This window comes from Rhodococcus sp. NPDC056960 (genome assembly GCF_042674125.1).
GTDB lineage: Bacteria > Actinomycetota > Actinomycetes > Mycobacteriales > Mycobacteriaceae > Rhodococcus_F.
On sequence record NZ_JBHURF010000005.1, the window covers coordinates 312535 to 338586 of the forward strand.

At 68.3% G+C, this 26052-nt stretch carries 21 protein-coding genes; 14 read left to right on the forward strand and 7 right to left on the reverse strand.

Features of this window, described 5'->3' with window-relative positions; genetic code table 11:
• Nucleotides 1-78 precede the first annotated feature (78 nt).
• From ACFTWF_RS10460 to ACFTWF_RS10475, 4 genes are all read left to right on the forward strand, one after another.
• Complete coding sequence (locus ACFTWF_RS10460; RefSeq protein ID WP_378461124.1) at nucleotides 79-1158, forward strand: ABC transporter ATP-binding protein; 1080 nt, start codon at nucleotides 79-81, stop codon at nucleotides 1156-1158.
• Nucleotides 1155-1934 carry an ABC transporter permease gene (locus ACFTWF_RS10465; RefSeq protein WP_378461125.1) on the forward strand — a complete coding sequence of 260 codons (780 nt, stop codon included), beginning with the start codon at nucleotides 1155-1157 and terminating at the stop codon, nucleotides 1932-1934. The genes ACFTWF_RS10460 and ACFTWF_RS10465 overlap by 4 nt, the downstream gene beginning before the upstream one ends.
• A 49-nt stretch (nucleotides 1935-1983) precedes the next feature.
• Nucleotides 1984-5859, forward strand: a complete 3876-nt coding sequence (locus ACFTWF_RS10470) for an ABC transporter ATP-binding protein (RefSeq protein ID WP_378461126.1) — start codon at nucleotides 1984-1986, stop codon at nucleotides 5857-5859.
• 111 nt (nucleotides 5860-5970) lie between these two features.
• Nucleotides 5971-9747, forward strand: coding sequence for a multifunctional oxoglutarate decarboxylase/oxoglutarate dehydrogenase thiamine pyrophosphate-binding subunit/dihydrolipoyllysine-residue succinyltransferase subunit (locus tag ACFTWF_RS10475; RefSeq protein ID WP_378461127.1), 3777 nt, complete (start codon nucleotides 5971-5973; stop codon nucleotides 9745-9747).
• Between the two features lie 212 nt (nucleotides 9748-9959).
• Here the strand turns inward: ACFTWF_RS10475 and ACFTWF_RS10480 are convergent, their stop codons facing one another.
• Complete coding sequence (locus ACFTWF_RS10480; protein WP_378461128.1) at nucleotides 9960-10598, reverse strand: TetR/AcrR family transcriptional regulator; 639 nt, start codon at nucleotides 10596-10598, stop codon at nucleotides 9960-9962.
• A 70-nt stretch (nucleotides 10599-10668) separates the two neighbouring features.
• Here ACFTWF_RS10480 and ACFTWF_RS10485 point away from each other — a divergent pair, with 70 nt between their 5' ends.
• From ACFTWF_RS10485 to ACFTWF_RS10495, 3 genes are read left to right on the forward strand one after another with little or no spacing between them, the layout of a single operon-like run.
• Nucleotides 10669-12270: a flavin-containing monooxygenase gene (locus tag ACFTWF_RS10485; RefSeq protein ID WP_378461129.1), complete on the forward strand. Its 1602-nt coding sequence runs from the start codon at nucleotides 10669-10671 to the stop codon at nucleotides 12268-12270.
• Nucleotides 12267-13097 (forward strand): SDR family NAD(P)-dependent oxidoreductase, encoded by an 831-nt coding sequence (locus ACFTWF_RS10490; protein WP_378461130.1) that lies wholly within the window; start codon nucleotides 12267-12269, stop codon nucleotides 13095-13097. The genes ACFTWF_RS10485 and ACFTWF_RS10490 overlap by 4 nt, the downstream gene beginning before the upstream one ends.
• A gap of 7 nt (nucleotides 13098-13104) precedes the next feature.
• Nucleotides 13105-14025, forward strand: a complete 921-nt coding sequence (locus ACFTWF_RS10495; protein ID WP_378461131.1) for an alpha/beta hydrolase — start codon at nucleotides 13105-13107, stop codon at nucleotides 14023-14025.
• On the opposite strand, the gene ACFTWF_RS10500 is transcribed toward ACFTWF_RS10495, so the two are convergent.
• Nucleotides 13984-14931: an ABC transporter substrate-binding protein gene (locus tag ACFTWF_RS10500; RefSeq protein ID WP_378461132.1), complete on the reverse strand. Its 948-nt coding sequence runs from the start codon at nucleotides 14929-14931 to the stop codon at nucleotides 13984-13986. The genes ACFTWF_RS10495 and ACFTWF_RS10500 overlap by 42 nt on opposite strands.
• Nucleotides 14932-15075: 144 nt before the next feature.
• Between ACFTWF_RS10500 and ACFTWF_RS10505 the strand changes: the two genes are divergently transcribed.
• From ACFTWF_RS10505 to ACFTWF_RS10520, 4 genes are read left to right on the forward strand one after another with little or no spacing between them, the layout of a single operon-like run.
• The gene (locus ACFTWF_RS10505) at nucleotides 15076-16047 is read left to right on the forward strand and encodes an ABC transporter substrate-binding protein (protein WP_378461133.1); all 972 of its coding nucleotides are present in this window, start codon (nucleotides 15076-15078) and stop codon (nucleotides 16045-16047) included.
• A gap of 10 nt (nucleotides 16048-16057) precedes the next feature.
• The gene (locus ACFTWF_RS10510; RefSeq protein WP_378461134.1) at nucleotides 16058-17215 is read left to right on the forward strand and encodes an ABC transporter ATP-binding protein; all 1158 of its coding nucleotides are present in this window, start codon (nucleotides 16058-16060) and stop codon (nucleotides 17213-17215) included.
• 4 nt (nucleotides 17216-17219) lie between these two features.
• On the forward strand, nucleotides 17220-17918 hold the full coding sequence (locus ACFTWF_RS10515) for an ABC transporter permease (RefSeq protein WP_378461176.1): 699 nt from the start codon (nucleotides 17220-17222) through the stop codon (nucleotides 17916-17918).
• Entirely contained in the window at nucleotides 17915-18616 is a 702-nt protein-coding gene (locus ACFTWF_RS10520; protein WP_185728763.1) for an ABC transporter permease, read from the forward strand. The genes ACFTWF_RS10515 and ACFTWF_RS10520 overlap by 4 nt, the downstream gene beginning before the upstream one ends.
• 94 nt (nucleotides 18617-18710) lie before the next feature.
• Here the strand turns inward: ACFTWF_RS10520 and ACFTWF_RS10525 are convergent, their stop codons facing one another.
• From ACFTWF_RS10525 to ACFTWF_RS10535, 3 genes are all read right to left on the reverse strand, one after another.
• Nucleotides 18711-19904, reverse strand: coding sequence for an NADP-dependent malic enzyme (locus ACFTWF_RS10525; protein ID WP_378461135.1), 1194 nt, complete (start codon nucleotides 19902-19904; stop codon nucleotides 18711-18713).
• 376 nt (nucleotides 19905-20280) lie between these two features.
• Entirely contained in the window at nucleotides 20281-20640 is a 360-nt protein-coding gene (locus ACFTWF_RS10530) for a hypothetical protein (RefSeq protein WP_378461136.1), read from the reverse strand.
• Entirely contained in the window at nucleotides 20637-21491 is an 855-nt protein-coding gene (locus tag ACFTWF_RS10535; protein WP_378461137.1) for a PHP domain-containing protein, read from the reverse strand. The genes ACFTWF_RS10530 and ACFTWF_RS10535 overlap by 4 nt, the downstream gene beginning before the upstream one ends.
• 163 nt (nucleotides 21492-21654) lie before the next feature.
• Here ACFTWF_RS10535 and corA point away from each other — a divergent pair, with 163 nt between their 5' ends.
• Nucleotides 21655-22743 carry a magnesium/cobalt transporter CorA gene (gene corA / locus ACFTWF_RS10540; RefSeq protein ID WP_378461138.1) on the forward strand — a complete coding sequence of 363 codons (1089 nt, stop codon included), beginning with the start codon at nucleotides 21655-21657 and terminating at the stop codon, nucleotides 22741-22743.
• Here corA and ACFTWF_RS10545 read toward each other — a convergent pair.
• Nucleotides 22740-23327 (reverse strand): suppressor of fused domain protein, encoded by a 588-nt coding sequence (locus tag ACFTWF_RS10545; RefSeq protein WP_378461139.1) that lies wholly within the window; start codon nucleotides 23325-23327, stop codon nucleotides 22740-22742. The genes corA and ACFTWF_RS10545 overlap by 4 nt on opposite strands.
• A 65-nt stretch (nucleotides 23328-23392) precedes the next feature.
• Here ACFTWF_RS10545 and ACFTWF_RS10550 point away from each other — a divergent pair, with 65 nt between their 5' ends.
• Nucleotides 23393-24088 carry a metallophosphoesterase gene (locus ACFTWF_RS10550; protein WP_185728757.1) on the forward strand — a complete coding sequence of 232 codons (696 nt, stop codon included), beginning with the start codon at nucleotides 23393-23395 and terminating at the stop codon, nucleotides 24086-24088.
• Entirely contained in the window at nucleotides 24078-24944 is an 867-nt protein-coding gene (locus ACFTWF_RS10555) for a chromosome partitioning protein ParB (RefSeq protein WP_378461140.1), read from the forward strand. The genes ACFTWF_RS10550 and ACFTWF_RS10555 overlap by 11 nt, the downstream gene beginning before the upstream one ends.
• Here ACFTWF_RS10555 and ACFTWF_RS10560 read toward each other — a convergent pair.
• Complete coding sequence (locus ACFTWF_RS10560) at nucleotides 24934-26040, reverse strand: winged helix DNA-binding domain-containing protein (RefSeq protein WP_378461141.1); 1107 nt, start codon at nucleotides 26038-26040, stop codon at nucleotides 24934-24936. The genes ACFTWF_RS10555 and ACFTWF_RS10560 overlap by 11 nt on opposite strands.
• Nucleotides 26041-26052 lie beyond the last annotated feature (12 nt).

The following is a 26052-nucleotide window of genomic DNA, read 5'->3' on the forward strand; positions in this document are numbered from 1 at the left end:
ACGTCAGTTGGTGAATCTCGTCATGGCAGCCCAGTAGGGTCGAAACAGTTCCATTCGATTGTGGCAGGGGAGGACGGGTTGACCACAGCAATCCCGGGAAGTTTCGCGCATCCGATCGAGGTGCGCGGGCTTTCGAAACGCTTCAAGAACGTCGACGCGGTCACGGACCTCGACTTCGCCGTGCCACAGGGATCGATCACCGGATTCCTCGGGCCCAACGGGTCGGGCAAGACCACGACCCTGCGCATGATCCTCGGCCTGGTCCGGCCGACGTCCGGCACCGCCACGGTCGCCGGGGTCCCGATCCGCCTCCTGGCCGACCCGGCGCGTACGGTCGGCGCCGTCCTCGACTCCCAGAGCCTGCATCCCAACCGGACCGCCCTCGACCACCTGAAGGTGTACGCGTCCGCGATCCGTGTGCCGGATGCGCGCGCACGGCAGACGCTCGCGCTCGTCGGGCTCGAGGACGTCGCCGGGCGCAAGGCGGGCGGTTTCTCCCTCGGCATGCGTCAGCGACTGTCGCTGGCAACCGCGCTGCTGGGCGATCCGCGGATCCTGATCCTCGACGAACCGGCCAACGGACTCGACCCCGAAGGCATCGCGTGGCTGCGCGAGTTCCTGAAGGGATTCGCCGCGTCCGGACGGACCGTTCTGATCTCGAGCCACATCCTGCGCGAGGTGGAGCAGACCGTCGACAACCTCGTGATCGTGAGCCGAGGCTCCCTCGTCTATCAGGGCCGCATGGAGGAACTGCGCAAGTCGCAGCAGAGCCGGCTGCTGGTGGCGTCCTCGAACCCACCCGCGCTCGCGACCGCGCTGGCCGCCCGCGGAATCGTCGACGCGCGGTCGCTGGCGGACGGGCGCCTCGCCGTCGTCGGAGCGTCCCTCGACGTCGTCCAGTCGGTCGCCGCCGCGGCCGGGGTCACCATCTTCGGGGCGGTCGGCGACGACATCGACCTCGAGCAACTGTTCCTGTCGATGACCGCGGGCCAGTACGTGGCCGGGGCGAGCCCCGCTGCGCCGTGGGGTTACGGCCCGCCGCAGACGTACGCACTGCCGCCCGGGTACCCGCAGCAGCCGGGTTACGGTCCCCCACCCGGGTACGGTCCGCCACCCGCACACCCCCAGCACGGTCCGATGTCCGGAGGCCCGCGATGACAGCTCTTCTCACCGCGGAATTCCGCAAGGTCACCACGCTGCGGTTCTGGTGGATGCTCGGTCTCGCCCCGTTGGTCGTCGGGATGTTCTCGAGCGCGATCACCCTTCCGGTGATGCGCGCGTTCACCGATGCGTTCGAGGCCGACCCGGGTGACGCCAACCTGGCCGCCACCCTGTTCGGGCTGGCGGTGGCCCTCGCCCTCGTCATTCTCTTCGCCGCACTGTTCGGGGCGGTGAGCGTGGGAACGGAATTCCGCTACAAGACACTGACCACCACGTTCCTCACCGCCCGCGGCCGGGACGGAGTGATCGGGGCCAAGCTCGGCGTCACCGCGGCCTTCGGTTTCTTCTACTGCCTCGTCGTGGAGGTCGTCAGCGTGGCCCTGCTGCTGACGTTCGGCGGCGAGAGCTTCGCGGTGCGCGGATCCCTGTTCGCGATGCTCGGGGCGGCGCTGCTTTGCGCGACGTTGTGGGCGCTGCTCGGCGGCGGCGTGTCGATGCTGACCGGCTCGTCCGTCGGCAGCACGATCGCACTCGTGGTCTGGTACACCCTCGGCGAGATGATCCTCCGGTCGATCCTCGGCGGGATCGGTCTCGGCTCCGTCGGCGGCATCCTCCCGGTGTCGGCCACCCTCGGGACGGTCGCCAACGCCGCCGCGGGCAACGAGATCGACTGGCTCACCCTGTGGCCCACCGCCCCCCTCGCCCTGCTCGCGTGGACCGCCGTCTTCGTCGCCGGCGGCTGGGCGCGCACCCGGCAGCGCGACATCACCTGACACGACGCCGGGCGCCGGCCTGTCGGTGCCCGGCGCTAACGTGGATCCAGTGGCAGGTGAGAGTGCGTCCGGATCGGTGATCGAACGTGAGCAGACGCCGGACCAGGACCAGGCACGGCCCGGCTGGATTCGGCGGCTGAGCGGTGAATGCTGGGCCCACCGCCGCGTCGCGCTCGGAGCCCTCGGCGTGACGGTGGTCGCCGCAGGCATCGACATCTCGTTCCCCCTCCTCACCAAGTACGCGGTCGACGCAGCGGGATCGGGAAACGACACTCAGGTGATCGGCACCGCCGCACTCCTCATCGCACTGCTCGCGTGCGTGCGGTTCGGTTGCCAGTTCGGACGCCGGATGCTCGCGGGCAAACTGTCACTCGACGTCCAGCACGATCTGCGGCTCGGCCTGCTGGGCGCACTCCAGCGGCTCGACGGGCGGGGACAGGATCAGATCCGCACCGGACAGGTGGTGTCCCGGTCCATCACCGACCTCCAGCTGGTGCAGGGACTGCTCGCGATGGTCCCGCTGTCGGCAGGCGCGCTGCTCCAGTTCGTCCTCGCGCTCGCCATCATGGCGTGGTTGTCGCCGCTGCTGACCGTGGTCGCGCTCGTGATCGTCCCCGCCGTCTGCCTCGTCGTGTACGCGATGAGACCGAAGCTGTTCGCGGCCACCTGGTCGGCACAGCAGCGGGCGGCCGACCTCGCGCAACACGTCGAGGAGACCGTCACCGGTGTCCGCGTCGTCAAGGGGTTCGGCCAGGAGCGCCGCGCCGTCGACCAGCTCGAGAACCACAGCCGGACGCTGTACGCCGAGCGCCTGCGCGCCGCGCGGATCAACGCGCGCTTCGCCCCGACCATGGCGGCGCTCCCCCAGCTCGGTCTCGTCGGCGTCATCGCACTCGGCGGATTCCTGGCACTGCACGGCTCCATCACGATCGGCACGTTCCTCGCATTCGCCACGTACGTCGCGACGATGACGGGCGTCACCCGCACGCTGTCGTCCGTCGTGATCATGGCGCAGTTGTCGCGAGCCGCGGTCGAGCGCGTGTACGAGGTGATCGACGCCGAACCGGAAGTCGCGGACCCGGCACATCCCACCCCCCTGCCCGAAGGGCCGCTGGGCGTGGCCCTGCGCTCGGTGACGTTCGGATTCGAACCGGACCGGCACATCCTCCGGGGCCTCGACCTGTGCATCGCGCCCGGTGAGACGGTCGCGGTGGTCGGGATGGCCGGCTCCGGCAAGACCGCGCTGTCGCTACTGCTCCCGCGCTTCTACGCCCCCTCGTCGGGAGCCGTGTCCCTCACCTCCGGGGGCGAGGCGTTCGACGTCTCCCAGCTGTCCGCCGAGCAGTTGCGGGAAGCCGTCGGCCTGGTGTTCGACGAACCGTTCCTCTTCTCCGACACCATCGCGGCCAACATCGCCCTCGGCAGGCCCGACGCCAGCGCCGAGGAGATCAGGGCCGCGGCCGCCATGGCCGCGGCCGACGAGTTCGTGTCCGCACTGCCGGACGGCTACGACACCGTCGTCGGCGAACGCGGCCTCACGCTGTCGGGCGGTCAGCGGCAGCGGATCGCGCTGGCGCGCGCACTCCTCACCGATCCGCGGGTGCTGATCCTCGACGACGCGACCTCTGCCGTCGACGCCACCACCGAGGCGTCGATCTTCGAGGCGTTGCGGGCCAATCGGGGCCGGACGGCGCTGATACTCGCGCATCGCCGCTCCACGCTGTCGCTCGCCGACCGCGTCGCGGTGCTGGACGGCGGGCAGATCGTCGATTCCGGCACGGTGTCCGAACTCGACGAGCGGTGCGCGCTCTTCCGCGCGTTGTTCGCCTCCGCCGAGAACTCGGGCACCATCGACGAGAGCGTGCCCACGGAGACCGACCCTGTGCCCTACCAGAGGATGCCGCTCGAATCGGAACTCTGGCCGGACGACGACGAGGACTGGGACGTGCCCGGCGGAGCTGTCGCGTCCGGCCGCACCCCGGCTCTCGGGTCAGGCGGCGGCCGGACCGCGGGCGGACCGATGGCGGGCGCCCTGGGCAACGTGGCCGCCACCCCGGAACTTCAGCACGCCGTCGATGCGCTTCCGCCCGCCGTCGAGAGCCCGGGTATCGAGACCCGGAACCTCCGGCTGCCCGAGCCCGACTTCCGGCTGTGGCGGATCCTGCGACCGGTGCGTGCCCTCCTCGCCGCCGTCGTCGTCTGTCTCGCGCTCGATTCGCTGGCCGGGATCGCGTTCCCCTCCATCGTCCGGTTCGCCATCGACCACGGGGTGGTCCCCCAGGATTCCGCGACCCTGTGGACCGCGGCGGGGGTCGGCGTTCTCCTCGTGGTGGCCGACTGGCTCGTCGTCGCCCTGATGACGGTGATCACCGCCCGGGCCGGTGAGCGGGTCCTGTTCGGACTGCGGGTGCGCAGCTACGCCCACCTGCAGCGACTCGGCCTCGATTACTACGAACGCGAACTGTCGGGGCGGATCATGACCCGGATGACCACCGACGTCGACGCGTTGTCGTCGTTCATCCAGACGGGTATGTCCACCGCCGTGGTGAGCGTGCTGACGGTCGTCGGCATCGCCGTCGCCCTCGTCGCCACCGATGTCACGCTCGCGTTGGTGGCGCTCGCCGTCATTCCACCGCTGGTTGTCGCGACACTGCTCTTCCGCCGGATCTCCTCGGTGGCGTACACCGTCTCGCGGGAGCGGATCTCACTCGTCAATGCCGACTTCCAGGAGAACATCGCCGGGCTGCGGGCCGCGCAGGCGTACCGGCGCGAGGAATTCGCCGCCCGCCGGTTCGCGGAGCGTGCGAACAGCTACCGACGCAGCCGGATGCGGTCGCAGCGGGCGATCTCCGTGTACTTCCCGTTCATCGCGTTCCTGTCGGACCTCGCCCTGGCCGCCGTGGTGTTCGTCGGCGCCCGGCAGGTCGCGGGCGGCGACACGACGGCCGGAACGCTCGTCGCGTTCGTGCTGTACCTGGGGTTGCTGTTCGGGCCCATCCAGCAGCTGTCGCAGGTGTTCGACGGATACCAGCAGGCCAGTGTGGGTCTGCAACGGATCGGCGACCTGCTCCGCACACCCAGTTCCATCGAGCGGGCCACCTCCCGCGACGACCTGCAGCCGATCGGCGGGCACCTGCGCGGCGAGCTGTGCCTGCGGGACGTCGGGTTCCGGTATCAGGGCGCGGACAGCGACGCCCTGACCGACATCGACCTGCACATCCCCGCGGGCACCACGGTCGCCCTCGTCGGCAAGACCGGCGCAGGCAAGTCGACCATCGTCAAGCTGCTCGCCCGTTTCTACGACCCGACGTCCGGCGCGGTGCTCGTCGACGACGTGGACCTGCGCCGCTACCCGCTCGGCGCATACCGCGGGCGGCTCGGCGTGGTCCCCCAGGAAGCCCACCTCTTCACCGGCACCGTCGCCACCAACATCGCCTACGGTCGCCCCGACGCGAGCCGCACGGAGATCGAGGACGCCGCCCGGGCGGTCGGGGCTCTCGGCACGATCGCCGAAATGCGGGGTGGGATGCATCACCCTGTCGGCGAGCGCGGGCAGGGCCTGTCGGCGGGTCAGCGGCAGCTGATCGCGCTCGCCCGGGCCGAGCTGGTCGACCCCGACCTGTTGCTGCTCGACGAAGCGACGGCGACGCTCGATCCGGCCACCGAGCAGGTAGTTCTCGATGCGAGCAGCCGGGTGACACGCACCCGCACGTCGGTGGTCGTGGCCCACCGACTGGCCACCGCGGCCCGGGCAGATGTCATCCTCGTGATCGACAAGGGGCGGGTGGTCGAGACCGGTTCGCACGCCACCCTGCGCTATGCCGGTGGCCACTATTCGGGACTGTGGGATGCGGCGGAGACCGGCGCGGGGAATAATCGCGGGGCGAGAACCGTCATCGATGGTGACCCCATCGGTTGGCCGTGAGACAGCTCACACGTGCGGGCCTGGCGATCTACACGTCACACGCGAGGGCTAGTCTCATGTATATAGGCGCTCTGATCGGGTACCGAAATAGAAACGAGGCGAACACCTGCCGTGAGCAGCAGCTCTACATCCCAGTTCGGACAGAACCAGTGGCTGGTTGACGAAATGTACCAGCGTTTCCAGGACGATCCGTCGTCCGTGGACGCGAGTTGGCACGAATTCCTGACGGATTATTCTCCGGACGCCGCCGCCAAGGCAGGCGCAGCCAACGGACACGGCACGAACGGCACCACCACCGCCGCACCGGCTGCCGCTCCCCCCGCCAAGACTTCGACCCCCCCGGTTCCCGAGTCCAAGACAGCACCCCCGTCTCAGACCAAGACGGCCAACGGCGCCGCGCCGAAGACCGCACCCAACGGTGCGTCCTCCAAGGCTGCCGCCCCGAAGGCCGAGGCCCCCAAGAAGGCCGCACCTGCAAAGGACGTCGCTGCGAAGGACGCCAAGGCACCCGCTCCCGCTCCGGCCGCCGACGAGTCGAAGGTTCTCCGCGGCGCAGCTGCTGCCGTCGCCAAGAACATGTCGGCGTCGCTCGCCATTCCGACCGCCACCAGCGTTCGCGCCATCCCTGCGAAGCTGATGTTCGACAACCGGATCGTCATCAACAACCACCTCGCCCGTACCCGCGGCGGCAAGATCTCGTTCACGCACCTCCTCGGTTACGCGATCGTGCAGGCGGTCAAGGCGTTCCCGAACATGAACCGGCATTTCGCCGAGATCGACGGCAAGCCCAACGCGGTCACCCCCGCACACACCAACCTCGGCCTGGCCATCGACCTGCCGGGCAAGGACGGCAACCGGTCCCTCGTCGTCGCCGCGATCAAGAACACCGACACCCACAACTTCACGCAGTTCTACAGCGCCTACGAGGACATCGTCCGGCGCGCGCGTGACGGCAAGCTCACCGCTGAAGACTTCTCGGGTGTCACGATCTCGCTCACCAACCCGGGCGGCATCGGCACCGTGCACTCCGTGCCGCGACTGATGAACGGCCAGGGTGCCATCATCGGTGCCGGCGCGATGGAGTACCCCGCCGAGTTCCAGGGCGCGAGCGACGAACGCCTCGCCGAGATCGGCGTCGGCAAGCTCATGACGCTCACCTCGACGTACGACCACCGCATCATCCAGGGTGCCGAATCCGGTGACTTCCTCCGGACCATCCACAACCTGCTGATCAGCGACGAGTTCTACGACGAGATCTTCCACGCGCTGCACATCCCCTACGAGCCGGTCCGCTGGCGCAAGGATGTGCCGGAAGGCGCCGTCGACAAGAACACCCGTGTTCTCGAGCTGATCGCCGCGTACCGCAACCGTGGCCACCTGATGGCCGACACGGATCCGCTGCAGTTCGTCAAGGACAAGTTCCGCAGCCACCCGGACCTCGACGTCCGGACGCACGACCTGACCCTGTGGGACCTCGACCGTGAGTTCAAGGTCGGCGGCTTCCACGGCCAGGAGAAGATGAAGCTGCGCGACGTGCTCAGCGTGCTGCGCGACGCGTACTGCCGCCACGTCGGTGTCGAGTACGCGCACATCCTGGAGCCGGAGCAGCAGCAGTGGCTGCAGGACCGGGTCGAGGCGCACCACGTCAAGCCGACGGTCGCTCAGCAGAAGTACATCCTGAGCAAGCTCAATGCCGCCGAGGCCTTCGAGACGTTCCTGCAGACCAAGTACGTCGGTCAGAAGCGGTTCTCCCTCGAGGGTGCCGAGTCGGTCATCCCGATGATGGACGCCGTCATCGACCAGGCCGCCGAGCACCAGCTCGACGAGGTCGTCATCGGCATGCCGCACCGCGGTCGCCTCAACGTCCTCGCGAACATCGTCGGCAAGCCCTACTCGAAGATCTTCACCGAGTTCGAGGGCAACATGAACCCGGCGGCCGCGCACGGCTCCGGCGACGTGAAGTACCACCTCGGCGCCGAGGGCCAGTACATCCAGATGTTCGGCGACAACGACATCACCGTGTCGCTCACCGCAAACCCGTCGCACCTCGAGGCGGTCGACCCGGTTCTCGAGGGTCTGGTTCGCGCCAAGCAGGACATCCTCGACAAGGGCGAGGACGGCTTCACCGTCCTGCCGCTCATGCTGCACGGCGACGCCGCGTTCGCCGGTCAGGGTGTCGTGGCCGAGACACTGAACCTGGCGCTGCTGCGCGGGTACCGCACCGGCGGCACCGTGCACATCGTGGTCAACAACCAGGTCGGTTTCACCACCGCCCCGGAGCACTCGCGGTCGTCCGAGTACTGCACCGATGTCGCGAAGATGATCGGCGCGCCGATCTTCCACGTGAACGGCGACGACCCCGAGGCCTGTGTGTGGGTCGCCCAGCTTGCCGTCGACTTCCGGGAGAAATTCCAGAAGGACGTCGTCATCGACATGATCTGCTACCGCCGTCGCGGTCACAACGAGGGCGACGACCCGTCGATGACGCAGCCGGCGATGTACGACGTGATCGACACCAAGCGCAGCGTCCGTAAGAGCTACACCGAATCCCTGATCGGCCGCGGCGACATCTCGCTGAAGGAAGCCGAAGACGCCCTGCGCGACTACCAGGGCCAGCTGGAACGGGTGTTCAACGAGGTCCGCGAACTCGAGAAGTACACCCCGGAGCCCAGTGAGTCGGTCGAACTCGACCAGGTGCTGCCCACGAAGCTGAAGACGTCCGTGGACGAGTCCGTGCTCGCGCGGATCGGCGACGCGTTCGTCGACCTGCCCGACGGCTTCACGGTGCACCCGCGCGTCAAGCCGGTCATCGAGAAGCGCCGCGAAATGTCCCGCGAGGGCAAGATCGACTGGGCGTTCGCAGAACTGCTCGCGTTCGGCTCGCTGGTCGACCAGGGCAAGATGGTCCGCCTCTCCGGCCAGGATTCCAAGCGTGGCACGTTCACGCAGCGTCATTCGGTCCTCATCGACCGCAAGACGGGCGCCGAGTACACCCCGCTGCAGAACCTGGGCAGCGAGAACCCCGGCAAGTTCCTGGTCTACGACTCCGCTCTCAGCGAGTTCGCCGCCGTCGGCTTCGAGTACGGCTACTCCGTGGGCAACCCGGACGCGCTCGTGCTGTGGGAGGCGCAGTTCGGTGACTTCGTCAACGGCGCGCAGTCGATCATCGACGAGTTCATCTCGTCCGGCGAGGCCAAGTGGGGTCAGCTGTCCGACGTCGTGCTGCTGCTGCCGCACGGCCACGAGGGCCAAGGTCCCGACCACACGTCCGGTCGTATCGAGCGCTTCCTGCAGTTGTGCGCCGAGGGTTCGATGACCGTGGCCGTGCCGTCCACCCCGGCCAGCTACTTCCACCTGCTGCGCCGCCACTCGCTCGACGGAATCCGCCGCCCGCTGGTGGTGTTCACGCCGAAGTCGATGCTGCGTAACAAGGCCGCTGTCTCCGAGGTCGAGGACTTCACCACCGGCAAATTCCGCTCGGTGTTCGAGGAGCCCACGTACGAGACGGGCGATGGCGAGCGCGACAAGGTTCGCCGCGTCCTCCTCGTCAGCGGCAAGCTGTACTGGGAACTGCTCGCGAAGAAGCAGAAGGACAACCGCGAGGACATCGCGATCGTCCGCATCGAGCAGCTGTACCCGGTTCCGAGCCGGCGTCTCCGCGAGACGCTGGACCGCTACCCGAACGCGACCGAATTCCGGTGGGTTCAGGAGGAGCCGGCCAACCAGGGTGCGTGGCCGTTCTTCGGTCTCGCGCTTCCCGAGTTGCTGCCCGACAAGCTGTCCGGGATCAAGCGCATCTCGCGCCGTTCGATGTCGGCACCGTCCTCGGGTTCGAGCAAGGTGCACGCCGTCGAGCAGCAGGAAATCATCGACGAGGCCTTCGGCTGAGTTCGATCGACTGAGCTGCCACCGAGCCGGGTCGAGTTCACTCCACGGAGTGAACTCGACCCGGCTTCGTTGTATCTCGGGCAGATAGGCAGGCACTCACCGCCCGCCCTCACGCACCCCTCGTCTGCACACGCACCCCTTCTGGCAATGAACGCAGAACGGGTGCGGCTACCCAGAACGAGTGCGTCCCCAACGGCCGCGGCCGACTGGTGTCAGGTCGTGGTGGCCGAGAGCAGCGCGGCGGCGATCTCGGGGGCCGCGGCGATGGCGAGGGCGGGGAGGGCCTGGACGTTGAGTTCGATCAATTCGTCGCGGGTGAGGTGCGGGTCGCGCAACCAGGTGATGGTGACTTCCTCGACGTAGGCGATCCATCCGCGGACGGCGAGTTCGACTGCTCGGGTGCGTTCGATTCCGATCGCGGGAAGTTGGTCGAGGGTCCGTTCGGACATGACGGCGCGCGTGTCCTCGAAGACGGCCCGCATGTCGGGGTCGCCGCTCGCGGTTCCCCGCAGGAGCGAGACGTAAGTGGCGCGGTTCTCGCTGACGTAGTCGACGTACGAGGCCAGTACCGAACGCAGGACCTGCATCGGATCCCGGGCCTGCCCGACGTAGGGGTCGGGTGCGGTGCGGGCGAGCATTTCGCTGCTGGTGTGCCGCACGATCTCGAGGTGGAAGTCGTGCTTGGAGGCGAAGTAGTGGAATAGCAGGCCTCGGGAGACACCGGCCTGATCTGCGATGTCCTCGACGGAGATCTGTTCGAGGGGCCGTTGGGCCAGCATCTTCGCGCCCAGGTCGATCAATTGCGCGCGCCGCTGTTCGGGGCTGAGACGGGTCCGCTTCACAACGTCCATGAGACAAGACTACTGAATGAAGGTCAATAGGCTATTGACTGCCCCTCAATAGCGACCTATGGTCTATTACATGAGTCTCCCCGTCACAGACACTTACGACCCCACCGCGGGTGTCCGCCACATCGACACGCTGATCATCGGCAGCGGGTTCGCCGGCCTCGGCGCGGCGATCAAGCTGACCCAGGCAGGCAAGACCGACTTCCTCGTGCTCGAGCGCGGCACCGAGGTCGGCGGCACCTGGCGAGACAACACGTACCCGGGTGCGGCGTGCGACGTGCCGTCGCACCTGTACTCCTACTCGTTCGCCCTGAACCCCGAATGGACTCGGTCGTTCTCGACCCAGCCCGAGATCCAGAGGTACATCCAGTCGGTGGCCGACAAGTTCAAGGTGCGCGACAAGCACCTCTTCGGTTGTGACGTGCAGTCCGCCCACTGGAACGAGGCGACCACTCGGTGGGAGGTCAGCACCACCAAGGGGAACTTCGTCGCGAAGGTCGTGGTTTCCGCGGTCGGCGCTCTGTGCGAGCCGTCCCTCCCCGACATCAAGGGCATCGAGGGCTTCCAGGGCGAGATCTTCCACTCCGCCCGCTGGAACCACGACGCCGACCTGACGGGCAAGCGCGTCGCCGTCATCGGCACCGGCGCCTCCGCGATCCAGATCGTTCCGGCGATCGGCAAGAAGGTATCGCACCTCGACGTGTACCAGCGCACCGCGCCGTGGATCCTGCCCCGCGCGGACCGCGAGTACACCCCGCTCGAGCACACCGCGTTCAAGTACCTGCCCGGATTCCAGAAGCTGTGCCGCACCGGCATCTACTGGATGCGTGAGAGCCAGGTCGTCGGGCTCGCGAAGGCCCCGATCTTCATGAAGCCGCTGCAGTTCGCGGCCGAACGCCACCTGCGCCGTCAGATCAAGGACAAGGATCTGCGCAAGAAGGTGACGCCGAACTTCCAGATCGGCTGCAAGCGCATGCTGATCTCGAACAACTACTACCCCACCCTCGCGCAGGACAATGTCGACCTGGTCACCGACGGCATCGCCGAGGTCACCGCCGACTCGGTGATCGCGAAGGACGGCACCGTCCGCGAAGTCGACGCCATCGTCGTCGCCACCGGGTTCCACGTCACCGACTCCCCCACGTTCGACGGCATCTTCGGCAAGGACGGGCGTTCCCTCGCCGAGGTCTTCGACGAGGGCGGTCAGCAGGGTTACAAGGGCGCCGCGATCGCGAACTTCCCCAACATGTTCTTCCTCGTGGGCCCCAACACCGGCCTGGGCCACACCTCGATGGTCTTCATGATCGAGTCACAGCTCAACTACCTCGTCGACGCCCTGCAGACGCTCGACAAGTACGACATCGGCAAGATCGAGGTCCGTCAGGACGCGCAGGACCGGTACAACGCCGATCTCCAGGAGAAGCTGTCGCACAGTGTCTGGAACAACGGCGGCTGCGCGAGCTGGTACCTCGACAAGCACGGCAACAACACGACGCTGTGGCCGGGCTTCACCTTCCAGTTCCGCAACGAGACCCGGCGTTTCGACCTCGGCGCGTACGACAGCGTGGCCACCGCGGACCTGCCCGCACCCGTGCACGTCAACGACGCGGTCCCCGGTTCCACCGCCATCCCGGCACAGATCGACCTCGACGACGACAAGGTGACAGCACAGTGAGCGAGTTCGCAGGCAAGGTAGTCGTGATCACCGGCGCCGGTTCCGGCATCGGCAGGGCGCTCGCCCTGAACCTCGCGGGCAAGGGTGCCCGGCTGGCGATCTCGGACATGGACACGGTCGGGCTCGCCGAGACCGCACGCAAGGCCGAGGCACTGGGTGCCGAGGTCAAGTCCGATCACCTCGACGTCACCGAGCGCGAGGCGGTGCTCGCCTACGCCGACGCGGTGCGCGCCCACTTCGGCACGATCAACCAGGTTTACAACAACGCCGGCATCGCCTACCACGGCGAGTTCGAGAAGTCCGAGTTCAAGGACATCGAGAAGATCATGGACGTGGACTTCTGGGGAGTCGTCAACGGCACGAAGGCCTTCCTGCCGCATCTCATCGCGTCGGGTGACGGTCACGTCGTCAATGTCTCGAGCCTCTTCGGCCTGCTGTCCATGCCGGGTCAGAGCGCGTACAACTCGGCGAAGTTCGCGGTGCGCGGTTTCACCGAGTCACTGCGCCAGGAAATGCTGATCGCCAAGCACCCGGTCAAGGTGACGTGCGTGCACCCCGGCGGCATCAAGACGGCCATCGCCCGCAACGCGACGGCGGGCCCGGGCGAAGACCTCGACACGTTCGCGAAGTTCTTCGACCAGAAGCTTGCACGGACCACCCCGGAGGCGGCGGCCGAGACCATCGTCACCGGTGTCCGCAAGGGCAAGGCGCGGGTTCTGATCGGCGCCGACGCCAAGTTCCTCGACGCCTGGGTGCGCGTGGTCGGCCCGAGCTACCAGCGGGTGGTCGCGCTCATCGCCGGACGAGTTCTTCCCAAGTCGAACTGAGGTACCGATGACCCTCCACCTGCCGCTGCCGGTCGTCGCGACGGCCCTCCGGCCGTTCTACCGGCTCAGCCTCAACGCGAGGCTTCCGTACGCGGTCCAGCGGGCGCTCCTCGAAATCGCCGCCCCGTTGCAGCAGTTGCCTGCAGGCGCCGTCGTCCGCCCGACCGTGCTGGCCGGCCGGCCGGCCGAGCGAATCACGGTGGGAGCCACCGAGCCCCGGACCGCAGTGCTGTATCTGCACGGCGGGGCGTACACGATCGGGTCTCCGAAAACGCACCGTTCGCTGGCGGCTCACCTCGCGAGGGAGTCCGGCAGCGCGGTCTACACCCTCGATTACCGGTTGGCTCCGGAGCATCCGTTCCCGGCCGGACTCGAGGACGCGGTGGCGGCGTATCTCGAGCTGACCACGGAACACGGCTACGCGACAGGGCAACTCGCCGTCGCGGGTGATTCGGCGGGCGGGGGCCTCACGGTCGCCACCGCGCGGCGCCTGATCGACCGGCACGGTGTGACTCCGGCCGCGCTGGCGCTGATCTCGCCGTGGGTCGATCCGGGCCGCCGCGACACCTCCCGGGACCGGGATCTCGTGGTCAACACGGCGTGGTCGACCGACGCCGCCGAGAAGTACCTGGGCACCGGCGACGCGCACGACCCGGGTTACGCACCGCTGCACGCGAATCTGGCGGGGCTGCCGCCCACACTCGTCCATGTCGGGGTGGACGAGGTGCTCTACCCGCAGATCATGGAGTTCGTGTCGAAGCTCGACGCGTCGAAGGTCGACGTCACGCTCACCGAGTACGCCCGCCTGTGGCACGTCGCGCATCTGCAGGCGTCGCTGGTTCGCGAGGCCGGGGACGCGGTCGCCGCGCTCGGTGCCTTCCTGGGTTCACAGATGGGCGTCGAGCCACACGCGCGCCACGTCGGCTGAACCGGCTCCACCGCGGACCTGGCCGATCATGTCGGCCAGGTCTGCGGTGGTCAGTTCCCCCGCCACGACGTTGAGCGCCTTCTGCTGAGCTTCGCCGAGGGTTCCGATCCGGAACAGCGGCACCACGTTCTGTGCGGTGAACACGTGCTCGTCGTCCGCCAGCAGTACCAGGTCCGTGGCCGCCACAGCCGGTGACGCGGTGGTCACTCCGGCCACCTCGAGGACGCCGTCCGGAGCTTCCGGGCCCGCGAGTTCCCCGACAGCCGCTGCGTCGTCGGCCACCGTCCGGGTCTGCGCGAAAGCGCACCCCGTCAGCCGGGGAAGGGCGGCTGCCTCGAAGCGCGGGCTGAGAACCGCGGCACTCCCGGCGCATGCGGGGACCAACTCGTCGAGCGTGGTGATATTGCGCGCCCCGGACGCCTGCGACGTCACCGCCAGCGCCGACCGGTCCTCGGCAGCTGCGTAGTCGGAGATCGAAAGACCCTGGGGCAGAGCCTTGCTCAATGCCTCGAACACGTCGTCCTGTTCGGTCTCCACCGATCCGGGGTCGTAGTAGCGCAACAACCGGCCCGTGAACTCCGGTACCAGCGTGACGTTTCCGGCATCGAGCTGACCGAGGTATGCGGTCCGGTCGCCGAGCCCCGCCTCGGTCGCGACCGGCGCCCCCGTCGAACGCAGGGCACCGGCATAGATCTCGGCCAGAATCCGGCTGTCCGCACCGTCGCCGGCCCCCACCACGATGTCGGCCGTCGGCCGGCTAGCGGAACCGTCGAGGGTCTCGTCGCCGCCGCACGCCGCCGACGTTCCCGCGACGAGAAGCAGGGCCGACGCCGTGATCAATGCCCGGGACCACCGTGCCGGGCGCGGTCCGCGTCCGCCCGATCCGCCTGTCCGTGTGTGTGCCACGTCGCGCCTTTCGTTTTACCTCGAGCTGGTCGAAAACCGTGCTCTGTCCGTCCCTATCGTTACACTGGCCAACCGATGGCGCGGACACGCGTCCACCGGTTTCCGTCGGCAGGTCCGGCGCCGGTGACAACGGGAAGGACGCTCATGCGCACCTCGAGAATTCTGTCGGGCTTCACCCGCCGCTCCGTGAGCAGTATCGCCCTCGCAACGGCCGCCGTCGTGTCGCTCGCAGCGTGTGGTGGCGGATCCGATCCCCTGTCCGCGGGCGGCGAGGGATCCGGGGACGACCCCAACACGATCATCGTGGGATCGGCGAACTTCCCCGAATCCGAGACCGTCGCCAACATCTACACCGAGGTGCTTCGCGCCAACGGGTTCGACGTGAGCACGAAATTCAACATCGGCAGCCGTGAGGCGTACATTCCCGCCCTGAAGGACGGCTCGATCGACGTCATTCCCGATTACACGGGCAACCTCCTGCAGTACCTCGATCCGGATTCGACGGCCACCAGCGCCGCCGACGTGGACGCCGCGCTACCGGCCGCGCTGGGCTCCGAGCTGAAGATCACCACCCCGGCCCCGGCCGAGGACAAGGACGCCGTGGTCGTCACCAGGGAGACGGCGCAGCGCTGGAATCTGACCTCGATCGGGGATCTCGCGGCGCACTCGGCGGAGGTGAAATTCGGTGCTCCCGCCGAATTCCAGGAACGTCCCGGTGGCCTGCCCGGGCTGAAGGCCAAATACGGCCTCGACATCACACCCGACAATTTCGTCCCGATCGCCGACGGCGGTGGTCCGGCGACGGTCGGTGCCCTCGCGTCGGGACAGATCACGGCGGCGGACATCTTCACGACGTCCCCGGCGATCGCGCAGAACGGTTTCGTGGTGCTCGCGGACCCGCAGAACAATTTCGCGGCGCAGAACGTCGTGCCGGTCGTCCGCACCACCAAGTCCTCCGACAAGCTGACCCGGGCGCTCGACGCGCTGTCGGCGAAGCTGACCACCGAAGAGCTTGTCGCGCTCAACGATTCCGTGTCGGGCGACGCGAAAACCGAACCGGCCGCGGCCGCGAAGCAGTGGGTGACGGACCAGGGACTCGACAAGCCGGTCTCGTGAGGAGCCTGCGGTGATCACATTCTCGGGAGTCACCAAGCGGTACCCGGACGGCACGACGGCGGTCGACGGCCTCGACCTGGAGATCGACGCCGAATCGTTCACGGTCTTCGTCGGGCCGTCCGGCTGCGGCAAGACCACGTCGATGCGGATGATCAACCGGATGATCACCCCGACCGCGGGAACGATCACGGTCGACGGCCGCGACGTCGCCAGGACCGACGCGGTGAAGCTTCGTCTCGGCATCGGCTACGTCATCCAGAGCGCAGGACTGCTGCCGCACCGCACGGTGGTCGACAACGTCGCGACCGTCCCCGTGCTGCGCGGCGATTCCCGGCGCAACGCCCGCAAGGCCGCCTTGGCGGTGCTCGAACGGGTCGGGCTCGACCCGGCACTCGCGTCCCGCTATCCCGGCCAGCTGTCCGGGGGGCAGCAACAGCGTGTCGGGGTCGCGCGCGCGCTGGCCGCCGATCCGCCGATCCTGTTGATGGACGAGCCGTTCAGCGCGGTCGATCCCGTTGTCCGCGAAGATCTGCAGGCCGAGATGCAGCGCCTGCAGGCCGAGATGCGCAAGACCATCGTGTTCGTGACCCACGACATCGACGAGGCTGTCAAACTCGGTGACCGGGTGGCGGTATTCGGACCGGGTGGCCGGTTGCAGCAGTACGACGCACCCGACACGGTGCTGTCGGCGCCGGCCACCGACTTCGTCGCCTCGTTCGTGGGACGGGACCGTGGTTACCGGGGGTTGTCGTTCCGGAGCGCAGATCAGGTTCCACTGCACGCGATCCGGACCGCGACCGAGGAGGAGTTGCCCGGTCTGCGGCTCGAACAGGGCGAATGGGTGCTGGTGGTCACTGATTCGGGCCGGCCGCGGGGATGGATCGACGTCACCGGCGTCGAGGGAGCGCGGGCCGGTCGCCCGGTCTCCGAATGCACGGCCGCGGGCGGATCGCTGTTCACACCCGACTCGGACCTCCGGCAGGCCCTGGACGCGGCCATCTCGTCACCGTCCGGCATCGGGGTCGCGGTCGACGCCGACGGCGCGGTCTCGGGTGGCATCTTCGGCTCCGAGGTGATCGCGAAACTGGCTGAGCAGCGGGCGGCCGAAGATCGCGCGAGGGGTGAGCACCACTTCACCGCCCAACCGGCGACCCCGGACGGGCAGTGATCCGATGCGGTGGCTCATCGACAACTTCTCGGTCGTCGTCGACCTGACGAAGACCCATCTCTATCTCGCGCTGGTTCCGCTCCTCATCGGGTTGCTCATCGCCGTCCCGGTGGGAACCGCGATCCGGGGCGCGTCCTGGTTGCGGAAGATCACACTGATCGCGGCCGGAATCGCGTTCACGATTCCGTCGCTCGCACTGTTCGTGACGATCCCCTCCGTCGTCGGATTGCAGATCCTGGACCCGCTCAATGTGATGATCGCCCTGACGATCTACTCCACCGCCCTGCTGATCCGCGCCGTGCCCGAGGCACTCGATTCGGTTCCTGCCGATGTCGTCGATTCCGCCACTGCGATGGGCTTCACCCGCCTGAGGCGGTCCCTCACCGTCGAACTGCCCCTCGCTCTCCCTGTTCTCGTCGCGAACGTGCGCGTGGTGGCGGTGACCAACATTTCGCTGGTGTCGGTGGGTTCACTGATCGGGATCGGCGGTCTCGGCACCCTGTTCACGCAGGGGTACCAACGTGACTACCCGGACCAGATCCTTGCAGGGATCATCGCGATCGTCGTGCTGGCCCTCGCGTTCGACCTTCTACTGTTCGTGGTCGGCCGGGCGCTGACGCCGTGGACCCGACAGAAGAAGGTCCGGCGCACGCCGCTGGTCGCGGGGCAATCGACGGTCCCAGCCGCCGAGGAGGCGTCATGACCATCTTCGGCGGCGCGTGGGAGTACATAGTCGACCCGGCAAACTGGTCGGGCAGCACCGGAATCGGCGCCCGAATCCTCGAACACCTCTGGTACAGCTTCCTGGCGGTGGCGCTCTCCGCGGTCGTGGCGGTGCCCATCGGCCTGATCATCGGGCATCTACGCAAGGGCGACGTGGTGGTCGTCGGTCTCGTCAACGCGCTGCGCTCGCTGCCGACGCTGGGGTTGCTGACGTTCCTGGTGCTTCTGCTCGGGCTGGGTCTGATCCCGCCCATCCTGGCCCTGGTGATTCTCGGTATCCCGCCCGTGCTGGCCGGCACGTACGCGGGCGTCGCGAACGTCGACCGGACGGTCGTGGACGCCGCCCGCGCGATGGGGATGACCGAGTGGCAGGTGCTCACGCGCGTCGAAGCCCCGAACGCGTTGCCGCTCATGCTCGGCGGGCTGCGCAACGCCACCCTGCAGATCATCGCGACGGCAACGGTGGCCGCGTACGTCAATCTCGGCGGACTCGGCCGCTACATCTTCGACGGACTCGCCCTCCGGCAGTACGACCGGGTTCTCGTCGGCGCGCTTCTCGTGACGATTCTCGCGCTCGTCGTGGACGGGCTACTCGCCCTTGCGGTGTGGGCGTCCGTTCCGGGCACCGGCCGACTACGACGCAACCCCAGTGCCGAGCAGATCACCGACCGCGCTTGACGGCGAACACTTTTCGAACACTCCGTGAACGGCAAACACCCCGTACACGGAACCTTGGTGCGGGCTCCGGTCCGGGGTGATCGACGGATTCTCGCTAGCCGGTGACGCCTTCTGCGCGAGCAGCGGCGGCGACTGCCTCCGCGACAGCGGGGGCGACGCGAGGATCGAGCGGGCTGGGAACGATCTTGTCCACTGCCAGCTCGTCACCGACGACCGAGAGGATGGCCTCGGCGGCGGCAAGTTTCATGCCCTCGGTGATGCGGCGGGCCCCGGCGTCGAGGGCACCCTTGAATACTCCGGGGAAGGCGAGCACGTTGTTGATCTGGTTCGGGAAATCGCTGCGCCCGGTCGCGACGATCGCCGCGTGCTTGCGGGCGACCTCGGGGTGGATCTCCGGGTCCGGGTTCGACAGGGCGAACACGATGGAGTTCTCCGCCATCGTCGCGATGAGTTCCTCCGGGACGGTGCCCGCGGACACGCCGAGGAACACGTCCGCGCCGTCCAGGGCTTCGACGATGCCGCCGCGACGTCCGGCGGGGTTGGTGCGGGCGGCCAGATCGATCTTGACCGCGTTGAGGTCTTGGCGGTCGGCGGAGACGATGCCCTTCGAGTCCAGCACGGTCACGTCGGCGATGCCGGCGGCGAGCAGGATGTTCGCGCACGCGACCCCGGCGGCGCCGGCACCGGAGATCACCACCCGCAGCGAGGCGAGGTCGCGGTCCTGGACCGTGGCCGCACCCTTGAGCGCGGCGAGGACGACGATGGCGGTGCCGTGCTGGTCGTCGTGCATGACCGGGCAGTCCAGGGCTTCGATGACGCGTTGTTCGATCTCGAAGCAGCGGGGTGCGGAGATGTCTTCGAGGTTGACGGCGCCGAAGCTGGGGCGCAGCCGGATCAGGGTCTCGACGATCTCGTCGGGGTCCTTGGTGTCGAGGACCAGGGGGATGGAGTTCAGGCCGGCGAAGTTCTTGAACAGCGCGGACTTGCCCTCCATCACGGGAAGGGAGGCGCGGGGGCCGATGTCGCCGAGACCGAGGACCGCGGACCCGTCCGAGACGACGACCACGAGGCGGTTGGTCCAGGTGTACCGGTCGGCGAGGGTCTCGTCGGCATGGATGGCGCGGGAGACCTGCGCGACACCCGGGGTGTAGGCGATGGACAGGGCGCGCTGCGAATCGAGAGCGGTGGTGGTCTCTACGGAGAGCTTCCCCCCGATGTGGCCGGCGAAGATCTCTTCGTCGGTCAGCTCGACCTTCTGCGGTGTGGTGGGTTCGGACACAATGGACACGATGACACTCCTGCTAAGTCCAGGCTCACTCGGGGCCGGGTTACTGAGAAGTAACCGTGAGGATCGGCGCTGATCCTCACAGTTGCTCCACGAACGACAACTGAGGGTGAAGCTTCCGGGGTGCGCGATCACAATGGCCGCAGAACGTCCGAAGCGTCATGGCACGGGCGGGTGAGCCCTGGCAACACTGCCATAAACCCCCGCCGAAGGGCGGTGGCGCCGACGTCGGAGTGGTGCTAAGTCTGGCACGAGGATCGATGCACAATCAAATTGTGGCGACAGTCAGATGTCTCACGTTTTCTGCCCTCTACCTGTGAGAACAAGTTACTGACGGGTCACTGTGAGAGCCGGTTTCAGATAACGCGGCGCACGTCCGTCAGCCCCACCACTGTGTGGACAGCAGCAGGGTCGCAGCCGCGAGGACGGCCACCGACGCAACGACCGCGACGACACCCTCCCTGCGGTCCGCGATCCGCTGCGCGACGATCACGAACACGGACGCGACGACGTGCGCGCTGATGGACACGGTTCCCGGGCCGGGGAATCCTCGGCCGCCGCCCACGTAGGCCGAGCCGATCACGACGAGGCACAGGATCACCACGCCGGCGGCGACGGCCCCGCTGAGGGCGCGCAACGCCCGGACGACGAGCGGACTGCGTCGCGGTTCGGTGGCCGTCACCGTCCTCGGCACGGCGACGGTGTAGGGGTCGTACCGTTCGAACTCGTGAGTGTTCATGCCGAGACCACCTGTACCCCGGATGCTTTCGACACGAGCGTGTCGAACTCGTCGGAATCGGTCGCGAACTCTCCGAGCCGGATCGCCTTGTTCGTCCCGTGATAATCGGAGGAACCTGTGACGACCAGGCCGAGTCCGTCGGCCAGTTCCTGTAGTACTCGTGCGTCGTCTGCCGAGTGGTCGGGGTGGTCCACCTCGAGTCCGTGCAGGCCGGCGCCGGCCAGGTCCTGGACGTGATCGAGCGACAACAGCCGCCCCCGCGTCCGTGCCCGTCCGTGGGCGAGGACGCTCACCCCCCCGGCCTCCGCCACCAACCTCACCGCGTCGTCGAGCGGCGTGTCCGACTTGTCGACGAAGTACCGGCCGCGCGGGGCCAGCAGGTCCACGAACGCCTCACCCACGCTGCTCACGACACCTGCACGCATCAGGGCCCGCGCCAGATGCGGGCGTCCCGCCGCAGGTCCCGCTTCCGCGAGCACCTCGTCGGCGTCGATGGGGAGGCCGTCCTCCATCATGAGTTCGGCCATCGCGCGGATCCGCACCATCCGCTCGTTCCTCAGCCGCTCCCGTTCGCGGGCGAACGCGGCGTGCGCGGGGTCGAAGAGGTAGGCGAGGAGGTGCACCGCGACCGGTCTGCCGTCCTCACCCCGCCCCTCGCACGACATTTCCATGCCCCGCACCAGCGTCAGGCCCGCAGGTAGGGCGGCGACCGCCTCGGCCCACCCCGCAGTGGTGTCGTGGTCCGTGATCGCCACGATGTCGAGTCCCGCTGCCCCCGCGGCGCGCACCAGTTCCGCCGGGCTGTCGGTTCCGTCGGAGGCCGTCGAGTGGGTGTGGAGATCGATGAGCACCCAACCAGTCTGTCAGGTGCGGCGGCACAGGTCCCGAGTGCGCGGCCCCGGAGCCTCGCGTGTCGTCCGACGCCGCCGGCCCGGAGTGGGTGCTGACGTACGATTCACCAGCAGCGTTTCCGACTCGGCAGCGTTCCGACTCGAAGGTGAAGGGAGGGCCCCGGTGCCGTCTGTGCCCTCACTCCCCAAGCGCGGCAGCGACAAGGACCAGCGCAGCGGCAAGGAGGCCGGCCCCAAGATCCGGATCCCGACCGCGCGCGCCATCGTGGACTGCGGCGTGTACGTCGACGGCAGACGACTTCCCGGCAAGTTCACGCACCAGGCCGCGCTCGCCGAGGTCCGCCGGAGGGGTGAAGGGTTCGTGTGGGTCGGACTGCTCGCCCCCGACGAGGGGCAGATGGAGAGCGTGGCCGAGACGTTCGGCCTGCACGAGCTGATGGTCGAGGACGCCGTCCACGCTCATCAGCGCCCCAAGCTCGAACGCTACGACGATGTGGTGTTCCTGGTACTGCGGACGGTCAACTACGTTCCCCACGAGTCGGTGGCCACCGCCAGCGAGATCGTCGAGACTGGCGAGGTCATGGTGTTCGTCGGCGCCGACTACGTCATCACCGTGCGCCACGGCGACCATTCCCCGCTCGCGAACGTCCGTCGTGCGCTCGAGCAGAATCAGGAGCGACTCGCCCTGGGCCCGTACGCGGTGCTGCACGCGGTCGCCGACCACGTGGTGGACACCTACCTCGAGGTCACCCAGGCCATCGAGGAAGACGTGGACAGCATGGAGGAGGCGGTGTTCAGCCCGCGCAGCAGCGTCGCCGTCGAGCACATCTACCTCCTCAAGCGCGAGATCGTCGAACTCCGGAGGTCGGTGAACCCGCTGGCCAATCCGCTACTGAGATTGACGCAGTCGCCGGGCAACCCGGTGCCGAAGGAGATCCGCCGGTATTTCCGCGACGTGCTGGACCACCACACGACCGTGGCCGAGCGGATCGCCGAATACGACGAGGTCCTGAGCTCACTCGTCGATGCCGCCCTCGCCAAGATCGCGGTGCAGCAGAACACCGACATGCGCAAGATTTCGGCCTGGGTCGCGATCGCCGCCGTGCCGACGATGATCGCGGGCATCTACGGCATGAATTTCGACAACATGCCCGAATTACATTGGCAACTGGGCTATCACAGCGTGCTGGTCGTGATCGCGGCGATCACGGTGGGCCTGTTCGTCACGTTCCGACGCAATCACTGGCTCTAGAGAGTGGCGGCGCCGCGGTTCGGATCGCGGACGTCGATACCTGCCTCCGCCCAGGCGTCGCGGAGCGCGCCGGCGCCGCGCAGTCGCACCCACGCCGCCTCGGTGCCCGTGAGCGGCACGACCGCGAGAAACTGCACGGCCTCCGCCGGTTCGGGCAGCGGAAGGTCGGGGACGGTCGACGCGCCGAGCAGCACGGCGGTGAACGGTGCGTCCTTCCACAGCGGCTCCCCCAGGTCGAGCAGGGCGTCCTCGACGAGCACCACACCTTCGACGGATGGCGCGGCCGCGAGCACTGCAAGGGTGCGCGCCACCCCGGACGCCACCCCGGTCCCGCCGCGCAGCGTGAGGATCAGTTCGGCGCGCGGTCCGCGGAGCGGGTCGGCCACCAACTCGCCGGGGTCGCCCATCGGGTGCCGGGAACAACCCAGGGTCGCGTACCGAACGAGTTCTTCGTCGTCAGGATCGAATCGCAGGACATCGAGGGGCTCGACACCCAGGAACGTCACCGACGCCGCGGTCGGCTCCGGGCCCCCGAACTGCTCCCGCAGGTGCGCGCGAACAGAGGCCACAACGCTGTCAGTCACTCCGCCATCAAACCACCGAACCCGCTCACCCGTCCTCCAGCCTCTCGAGCCGGTAGCGTCGGAGCATGGTCTCGGTACTCGCAGTGTCCGACGAGACGATCGAGTCGCTGTGGAGTTCGCAGGTGCGCGCCATGGACGTCGATCTGATTCTCGGCGCGGGCGATCTCCCGTTCGACTACCTGGAGTACCTGATCGACGCACTCGACGCTCCGTGCGTGTTCGTGCCGGGCAACCACGACGCCGATCTGTCCGGCTACTCCGCGGGGCGCGTCGGGTGGATGCGGGCGGGCCTGCCCTCGGCGTGGCCGGGGCCGTGCGGCGCGGTCAATGCGGACGGCCGGATCGTGCGGATTGCTGGACTGCGCATCGCCGGTCTGGGTGGATCGATCCGCTACAACGACGGCCCCAATCAATGGACCGAACGGCAACAGCGGCGACGGGCCCGCAACCTCGCACTGACGAGTGCGTGGCACGCGCGCCGCTCTGGCGTGTCCGGCGTCGACGTTCTGCTCACGCACAGCCCTCCGCGGGGTGTCGGAGACCAGGAGGATCCGCCGCACCGGGGCTTCGAATGCTTCGAGAACCTGGCGGGCAGGTTGCAGGCGCGCGTCATGATCCACGGGCACGTCCACCCGTACGGGCGGGCCGCCGAGGACCGCACGCTGGGCGCGACGACGGTGATCAACACCGTCGGCTTCACCTTGATGGAACTGGCCCCAGGGGCCGATCCCACAATCGTGAGGCGCCGGCATGGCACGTGACACCGGGTTCCCCGCCGCCGACGCGGAAAACGACTTCACCCGCCAGCGTCGTCGCGCCGAATTGTCGCGGCTGGTCAACTGGCTGCGCCGGGAACCGGACGACGTCAACGAGATCCTGCCGTTCGACGAGGTGGTCGCTGCTGTCGGCCGGGTCGGTGAGCGGTCGCTCGGACTGCAGGTGATCCCGGTCAACTCCATCGTCGGCAGCGTCGACCGCACCCGCGATTTCGACCGGTTCTTCCGGCCCACCTCCACCCGGGTGCGGGAACGCTGGCAACGGCTCGCCGCTGCACAGCGCCGGGGCGAATCGGTGCCGCCGATCCAGGTGTACCGGATCGGGTCGATGCACTTCGTCAGCGACGGCCACCATCGCGTCTCGATCGCGTACGCGATGCACTGGAACACGATCGACGCCTACGTCACAGAGATCCAGACCAAGATTTCACCCGATGGGATCGCGCAGCGCGGCGACCTGGTCATCAAAGACCACCGCCGCCTGTTCCTCACCCGGGTGCCGTTGAGCGGCCCCCAGCGGGCAGCCGTCGTCGTCACCGATCCGTGGGAGTACGCGGAGATCGGTCAGAGCGTCGAGGCCTGGGGATTCCGGCTCATGCAGGAGGTGGGCGAGTTCCTCGGCCGCGAGACCGTGGCGCGGCGCTGGTTCGGCGAGGAGTTCCTGCCGGTGGTCCGGATGCTGCGGGCCGCGGAGATGCTGCCCGACCACACCGACGCCGAGGCCTACCTGTGGGTGGCACGGGAGCGGTACCGCCTCGTCCGCAGGCATGTCTGGAACGACGAGATCATTGCCGAGCTCAGTCAGCGCGCGCCCCGCAGGCACCGGCCCGCTAATCCGTGAATCGCACGACGCGCTCCGCTACGCCGGGGTGCGCGAACTTCAGCAGCCGCCGGCCCTCGGCCTCGATCGCGGTGCGGTGTGTCTTCGCGATGGTCACCAAGGGCTCCACTTCCAGTGTCACCCGGGACTTCTCGACCACGGTGGCGGTGAATGCCGCGACCCTGCCGTTCACGAGGACCGCCGGTTTGATGATGCCGTTCTGCGTGAAGATCTTCCTGCGCAGCTCGTCGTCGAGGAGTCGGCCGCGGTCGGCGTGGGAAAGCAGCACGTTGTCGAACGGCGCGAGGATACGGACGGGCGCCGGGGTTCCCGGATCGGGTCGCGGCGCGTCCGGGAGGTCGAAGAGCTCCCGCCCCGACTCTCCCGCGAACACCCGGAGCCGGGGCCGCAGCCGGTCCAGGACCTCGCCGAGCCGGGTGAGCCCCGACCACGCCTGGGCGTCCAGCGCGCTCGCGGGACCGAATGCGGCGAGGTAGCGCAGCAGCATCCTGTCGATGGACGGCGCGGCGGCCAGTGGGCGGCCCACCCACGACTCCAGCGTCGACAGTGCCGGTTGCCCCGATCTGCCCCAGAGGCCGCGCGGCGGGACCTGGACCATCGGGACCAGTCCCCGCACCCCGTGGGCGAGCGCTGCCCCGTCGCTGCCGGGGAACCGCTGCTCGAGCAGCGGCCGCAGCTGCAACTGGGTGCGGGGTTCGTCGCGCACCAGTTCGCGTCCGGCGGTGGCGAGTGCGTCGAGGTCGACGCCGTGCAGACCCGCGCGGTGTTGCGGGTTGGTGTGGAGGTCCCGGTCGAGCAGCGGCTGCGCCAGGGGACGGAAGGCGAGGGCGTCCGCCGCGGACAGCGCGAAGACCGTCCCACGCATCGCGACGATCCGCACCACCGCGCGATTCTCGATGAGGTCCGACAACGACTCGGCACGGAACCGCGTCAACCGCGCCCACAGCGCGAAGTACGGCGGTGCGGGCGCCTGCGCCTGCAGACCGCAGAGGTGCTCGATCATGTCGAACGCGGACAGGTCCGAACGGCTCAGCAGTGATTGCCGAGCCAGTGTCGCCCGGCCCAGCGCTCGATTCGACATCCGTTCGGACCCCACCGTGAACCCCCT

Bases quoted from the DNA above. Each gene is read 5' to 3' on its own strand.
- ACFTWF_RS10555 (WP_378461140.1), top strand. From the start codon at position 24,078: ATGGCACGTGACACCGGGTTCCCCGCCGCCGACGCGGAAAACGACTTC.
- ACFTWF_RS10495 (WP_378461131.1), top strand. From the start codon at position 13,105: ATGACCCTCCACCTGCCGCTGCCGGTCGTCGCGACGGCCCTCCGGCCG.
- ACFTWF_RS10515 (WP_378461176.1), top strand. From the start codon at position 17,220: ATGCGGTGGCTCATCGACAACTTCTCGGTCGTCGTCGACCTGACGAAG.
- ACFTWF_RS10550 (WP_185728757.1), top strand. From the start codon at position 23,393: ATGGTCTCGGTACTCGCAGTGTCCGACGAGACGATCGAGTCGCTGTGG.
- ACFTWF_RS10480 (WP_378461128.1), bottom strand. From the start codon at position 10,598: ATGGACGTTGTGAAGCGGACCCGTCTCAGCCCCGAACAGCGGCGCGCG.
- ACFTWF_RS10465 (WP_378461125.1), top strand. From the start codon at position 1,155: ATGACAGCTCTTCTCACCGCGGAATTCCGCAAGGTCACCACGCTGCGG.
- ACFTWF_RS10520 (WP_185728763.1), top strand. From the start codon at position 17,915: ATGACCATCTTCGGCGGCGCGTGGGAGTACATAGTCGACCCGGCAAAC.
- ACFTWF_RS10485 (WP_378461129.1), top strand. From the start codon at position 10,669: ATGAGTCTCCCCGTCACAGACACTTACGACCCCACCGCGGGTGTCCGC.
- ACFTWF_RS10530 (WP_378461136.1), bottom strand. From the start codon at position 20,640: ATGAACACTCACGAGTTCGAACGGTACGACCCCTACACCGTCGCCGTG.
- ACFTWF_RS10505 (WP_378461133.1), top strand. From the start codon at position 15,076: ATGCGCACCTCGAGAATTCTGTCGGGCTTCACCCGCCGCTCCGTGAGC.